Source organism: Actinomycetes bacterium (assembly GCA_035489715.1).
Taxonomy (GTDB): Bacteria; Actinomycetota; Actinomycetes; order JACCUZ01; family JACCUZ01; genus DATHAP01.
On sequence record DATHAP010000174.1, the window covers coordinates 1 to 5,815 of the forward strand.

General features: G+C 73.7%; 6 protein-coding genes. 4 read left to right on the forward strand and 2 right to left on the reverse strand.

Annotated elements, in window-relative coordinates:
* Positions 1-103 precede the first annotated feature (103 nt).
* On the forward strand, positions 104-550 hold the full coding sequence (locus tag VK640_14125; GenBank protein HTE74319.1) for a CAP domain-containing protein: 447 nt from the start codon (positions 104-106) through the stop codon (positions 548-550).
* 108 nt (positions 551-658) lie between these two features.
* Positions 659-1,123 carry a cyclic nucleotide-binding domain-containing protein gene (locus VK640_14130; protein HTE74320.1) on the forward strand — a complete coding sequence of 155 codons (465 nt, stop codon included), beginning with the start codon at positions 659-661 and terminating at the stop codon, positions 1,121-1,123.
* A 60-nt stretch (positions 1,124-1,183) separates the two neighbouring features.
* Here VK640_14130 and VK640_14135 read toward each other — a convergent pair whose 3' ends face one another.
* Entirely contained in the window at positions 1,184-2,671 is a 1,488-nt protein-coding gene (locus VK640_14135; GenBank protein HTE74321.1) for a lysine 2,3-aminomutase, read from the reverse strand.
* A 117-nt stretch (positions 2,672-2,788) separates the two neighbouring features.
* Here VK640_14135 and VK640_14140 point away from each other — a divergent pair, with 117 nt between their 5' ends.
* A complete protein-coding gene (locus VK640_14140; GenBank protein HTE74322.1) occupies positions 2,789-3,832 on the forward strand; it encodes an L-erythro-3,5-diaminohexanoate dehydrogenase in 1,044 nt (347 codons plus the stop codon).
* 4 nt (positions 3,833-3,836) lie between these two features.
* Positions 3,837-5,408, forward strand: a complete 1,572-nt coding sequence (locus tag VK640_14145) for an amidohydrolase family protein (protein ID HTE74323.1) — start codon at positions 3,837-3,839, stop codon at positions 5,406-5,408.
* Positions 5,409-5,430: 22 nt separating this feature from the next.
* Here VK640_14145 and VK640_14150 read toward each other — a convergent pair.
* A partial coding sequence (locus VK640_14150; GenBank protein HTE74324.1) for an NUDIX domain-containing protein occupies positions 5,431-5,815 on the reverse strand: 385 nt, incomplete at its 5' end.

Below are 5,815 nucleotides of genomic sequence, written 5' to 3' on the forward strand. Positions count from 1 at the left end.
GTGGCTTGTGGGATTGCCGCACCATCAGGGATAACTGACGCGGCCGGGGGGAAGAGGTACGGCCGCACGGGGGTAGTTCTGTCCCTTGCCGAAGGACCGACTCGTGCGCGTACAACGCATCATCCTGGCCCTGCTCTCCGCTCTCGTCGCCCTCGCGGCCGGCGCCCTGGTCGGCGGCGCCCCGGCCTCGGCGGTCACCACCCGGGAGGCCGCCATGCTGGCCAAGATCAACAACGCGCGGGCGGCGCACGGGCTCCGTCCGCTGGCGCTCTCCGGCGACCTGTCGACGATCGCCCGGTCCCACTCGCGCCAGATGGCGTCGTCCGCCACGCTGTTCCACACCGCGAGCTTCAGCTCGATCTGCTGCTGGTCGGCCATCGCCGAGAACGTCGGCACCGGCGACTCGGTGCGGACCGTCCACCGGGCGTTCCTGAGCTCGTCCGCCCACCGCGGCAACATCCTCGACACCCGGATGCGCCAGGTCGGCGTCGGCATCATCGCGGTCGGCGGCCGGATCTGGGTCACCGAGATCTTCCGGCGCCCCAGCTGAGGCCGCGCACCGGCGCCCCGGTTATCCGGACATATCGCCGTTCTGGTTGACACCGGGGCCGCGGTGGCGGTCCAGTGACCTCACACTCTGCAGAAGGGGCCCCGTCGGATGGCCAAGGACCAGTACATCGCTCGGCTCAAGTCGGTGCCCCTCTTCGCCGGGATGTCGAAGAAGGAGCTGGACCTGATGGTCCGGCAGGCCGACCACCTGAGGTACCCGGCGCGCTACACGGTGGTCCGCGAGGGGCGCCCGGGCGAGGAGTTCTGGCTGGTCGTCGAGGGTGAGCTGGTGGTGGAGCGCGGCGGCGCCGAGGTCGCCAAGCTCGGCCCTGGCGACTGGTTCGGCGAGCTGGCGGTCATCGACCCCGCCCCCCGGGACGCCACCATCGTCGCCACGACCCCGGTCGAGCTGCTGATCATCGGCCGGCGCCGGTTCTGGGCCACTCTCGAGGACAGCCCCACGCTGATGCGCAAGGTGATCGTCGGGCTGGCGCAGCGCCTGCGGGCCAGCGACCAGGCCGACACCGCCCGGCGTACCGGGGCGGCGGACATCAGCGACGGCGCGGCCACCTAGGCCTGACGCCGGCGCCGGGCCGGCGCGGACCCGGTCCCGCCGGCGGCCCGGGTCCCGGACTCAGACCTGGGCCGGCGCTGCCGCCTGGGCGGACGCCGCCGCCCGCGACGCCGCAGCCTGGTCGACGGCGGCCTCGTGGTCGGCCACGGGGCCGTGCTCCCGCCACCACGCCTGCCCTGCCTCGGGCAGGGTGTGGATCGGGTCGTAGTACTCGTAGCGGCGGCTCAGCGCCTCTGACAGCGACGTGTCGGTCTTCTCGATCCCGGTGCGGTAGTTCTTGGTCCAGTACGAGATGCCGCGCTCGTGGTCGTACTCCTCGATCTGGTGCACCCAGCGCTTCCCGACGAACGGGACGTCACAGATGATCCTCGGGGTGGCGAAGCCGGGGAGGTAGCCCATGATCCCGTGCTGCAGCTTCTGCGCCTCGGCGACGGACACCCGCCAGTGCTCCGAGAACGGGATCATGTCGCACATGTAGAAGTAGTAGGGCATGATCCCGGCGCCGTCGAGCAGCGAGAAGCAGAGGTCGAGCAGGTCGGTCGTGGTGGCGTTGACCCCGTGCATCAGGACGCCCTGGTTGCGAACGTCGCGCACGCCGGCCTCGAGCATGGCCGTGGTGGCGTCGGCCACCAGCGGCGTGACCGAGTTGGCGTTGTTGACGTGGGTGTGGATCGCCAGGTGCACCCCGCGGGCCCGGGCGACCGTGGCGAGCCGCTCCATGCCGGCGCGGACGTCGTCCTGCAGCCAGTGCTGCGGCAGCCCCATGAGTGCCTTGGTCGCCAGGCGGATGTCGCGGATGTTCTCGATGTCGAGCAGCCGCGCGATGAAGGCCTCGAGGTTCTTGAACGGCATGTTGGCCACGTCGCCACCGGACACGACGACGTCCCGCACGCCGGGGGAGCGGCGCAGGTAGTCGATCATGGCGTCGTACCGGTCCACCGGCTTGAGGTCGAACTTCAGCTTGTCGATCACCGGGGTCGAGTTGCCGACGAGGTCCATCCGGGTGCAGTGGCCGCAGTACTGCGGGCAGGTCGGCAGCAGCTCGGCCAGCACCTTGGTCGGGTAGCGGTGGGTCAGCCCCTCGGCCACCCACATGTCATGCTCGTGCAGCGAGTCCCGGGTCGCGTGCGGGTGGCTCGGCCAGTCGGTGCGCCGGTCGGAGAACACCGGGAGCATGTAACGGCGGACCGGGTCGGCGTAGAACGCGTCGGTCCAGCTCTGGCCGTCAGCCGGGCCGGCCGGGACGATGGTGTTCATCATCTGCGGCGGCATCAGCATCGACATGGTCGCGCGCTCGGCCTGGTCCCGCTCCAGGTCGGCGTAGAAGCGGTCCTCGAGCAGGTCGCCCATCAGCTCGCGCAGCTGCTTGACGTTCTTGACGCAGTGCGCCCGCTGCCACTGGGCGCTGGCCCACTCCTCCGCGGTGACGCCGCGGTAGCCCGGCAACCGTCTCCAGTCCGGCTCGACCAGTTCGCGGCGCCGGTAGGCGTAGGGCTGCTCGAGGTGGGACGCCTCCGGGCCGGCGGGGACGTCGGTGGTCGCGGTCATCGAGGCTCCAAGGCAGGGGGCAGGCATGGGCTGGCAACGTGGAGGACTTGTGGTCCTCGCCCGAGGTTACGGGAGGACGTTCGGTGGATCCAACATCTCACCGTAAGATCTGCGCCCGTGGCCCCTTCCCGACCGTCCTCGCCCGTCGGGCTGCACCGGGTCCTCGAGCCCGCCGGCGCCCTGCCGCAGGCCGCCCAGCGCCTCGACGACAGCCCGGAGATCACTGGGGACGAGGTGCGGGTCGCCGTCCAGCGACTCAACCTGGACGCGGCGTCGTTCCGCCAGCTCGCGACCAAGCACGGCGGGGACGGCGAGGCGGTACGTCGCGAGGTGCTCGACATCGTGGCCGCCCGGGGCAAGATGCATAACCCGGTGACCGGGTCCGGCGGCATGCTGGTCGGGGTCGTCGACCAGGTGGGTCCGGATTCGCCCCTCGGTCTGGCCGTGGGCGACCGGGTGGCCACCCTGGTGTCCCTGTCGCTGACGCCGCTGCGCATCACGGACGGGCTGGCCTCCTGGGACGGCCGGTCGGAGCAGGTGCCCGCCGAGGGCCACGCGATCCTGTTCGGCCGGTCGATCGCCGCGGTGCTGCCCGACGACCTGCCCGGCGCGCTCGCGATGGCCGTGCTGGACGTCTGCGGGGCGCCCGCGCTCACCGACCGGGTCGTGCGGGGCTACCAGGCGCCCACGGTGGCGGTCGTCGGCGGAGCCGGCAAGAGCGGCTCCCTGTCGCTGACCGCCGCCCGGCGGGCCGGGGCGTCCCGCACCGTGGGCGTGGTGCCGTTGGAGGCCGAGGCCGACCTGCTGCGCGAGGCCGGGCTGGCCGACGCCGTAGCGGTCGCCGACGCCCGTGACCCGGTCGCGCTGGCCGCCGCGGTGGAGGGAGCCCTCGGCCGGCCGGCCGACGTCACCGTGGTCTGCGTCGACGTGCCCGGCTGCGAGCACGGCGCGGTGCTCTCGACGGCGGACCGCGGCACGGTCATCTTCTTCTCGATGGCGACCTCCTTCTCGGCCGCCGCGCTGGGTGCCGAGGGCCTGGCCGCAGACGTCACCATGCTGATCGGCAACGGCTACGTCCCCGGTCACGCGGCCACCGCGCTGGACCTGCTCCGGGCCGAGCCCGGTGCCCGGCGGCTCTTCGAGCGCCGGCTGGCAGACTGACCCGATGCCCGACGCACCTACGACGCTGTACCGGTCGGCGCGGGTGCTCAGCCCCGACGACCCGGCTGCGACGGCACTGCTGGTCAGCGGCGGCGCGGTCGCCTGGGTCGGCCGGGACCCCCAGCCGCACGAGGACGGCGTCGACGAGGTGGTCGACCTCGCTGGGCAGCTGGTGACGCCTGCCTTCGTCGACGCCCATGTCCACACGACGTCCACCGGGCTGGCGCTCACCGGTCTCGACCTCACCGGGGCCACCTCGCTGGCGGACTGCCTCGACCGGGTGGAGAAGGCGGGCCGGGCCGGCCGCGGCCGCGTGGTCCTCGGCCACGGCTGGGACGAGTCCGGCTGGCCCGAGGGTCGGCCGCCGACCAGGCAGGAGCTCGACCGGGCGACGTACGGCGGCGTGGCCTACCTCAGCCGCGTCGACGTGCACTCGGCCGTGGTGTCCTCGGCGCTGCTGGCAGCGGCTCCCGAGGCCCGCACCCAGCCGGGGTTCGACGACTCCGGCCACCTGACCCGCGACGCCCACCACGTCGTGCGCCGGATGGCCCGCGAGTCGGTGACGCCCGAGCAGCGCCGGGCGGTGCAGCGCACCGCCCTCGCCCGGGCGGCGACGCTCGGCGTGGGCTGCGTGCACGAGCTGGCCGGGCCGGACATCTCCAGCGTCGACGACCTGCGGGCCCTGCTCGCCCTCGTCGGGGAGGAGCCCGGCCCGGAGTTGGTGCCCTACTGGGGGCAGGCCGGTGCCGACGGCATCGCGACCGCCCGCGAGCTCGGGGCGGCCGGCGCGGCGGGCGACCTCTTCGCCGACGGCTCCATCGGGTCGCACACGGCTTACCTCCGGGCGCCGTACGCCGACGCCGACCACGCCGGCCACGGCTACCTCGACGCCGCGGAGGTGCGCGACCACGTCGTCGCCTGCACCCGCGCCGGCCTGCAGGCCGGCTTCCACGCCATCGGCGACGGGGCGCTGGTCGAGATCTGGGAGGGCCTGGAGCTGGCCGAGCAGCAGCTCGGCACCGCCGCCGTCCGCTCGGCGCGGCACCGCATCGAGCACCTCGAGATGCCGCCGCCGGAGATGCTGCCCGTCCTGGCGCGCCTGGGCGTGGTGGCGTCGGTGCAGCCGGCGTTCGACCGGCTCTGGGGCGGTCCCGACGGGATGTACGCCCGGCGCCTCGGTGTCGACCGTGCCCTGGGCCTGAACCCGTTCGCGGCGATGGCCGCGGCCGGCGTCACGGTGGCCCTCGGCTCGGACTCGCCGGTCACGCCGGTCGACCCGTGGGGCTCGGTCCTGGCGGCGGTGCGGCACCACACGGAGGGGTCGGGCCTGCCGACGGCGGAAGCCTTCGCCGCGCACACCCGGGGCGGCTGGCTGGCGGCCAGGCGGGACGCCGACGGCGTGCTGACGGCCGGCGCACCGGCGACCTTCGCGGTGTGGGACCTGACCGGCGCCGGTGGGGGTCTGGACGAGGGTGGCCTGAGCGCCGACGGGCTGCCGACGGCGGACCGGCTGGCCGTCGGGGCACCGACCTGCCGCCGCACGGTCGTGCGGGGCCGCACGATCCACGCCGCCTGACCCGGACGACGCAGCCGCCCGGTCAGGACGAGGGGAGCTGGGCGACCAGGCGGGTGACCAGCTCGAGCTGAGCCGGGACGATGCGGTCCCCGCACTGGGCGGGCGTCCACCAGGCCGCCCGGTCGACCTCGGGGAACGTCCCGACCCGGCCGGAGCCTCGTGGCCACTCCATCTCGAAGGTCCCGGGCACCACGTCATCGACGTCCAGGTCGCCCTCGAGCGCCCAGACGCTCACGACCTTGCCGTTCTTCTGGACGACCTCGCCGAGCGGCAACAACGGCCCGGTCGGCACCGGCAGCCCTAGCTCCTCTGCGAACTCGCGGCGGGCCGTCGATTTGAGGTCCTCTCCGGGTTCCGGCTCGCCCTTGGGCACCGTCCAGGCCCCCTTGTCACGCCTGGCGAAGAAC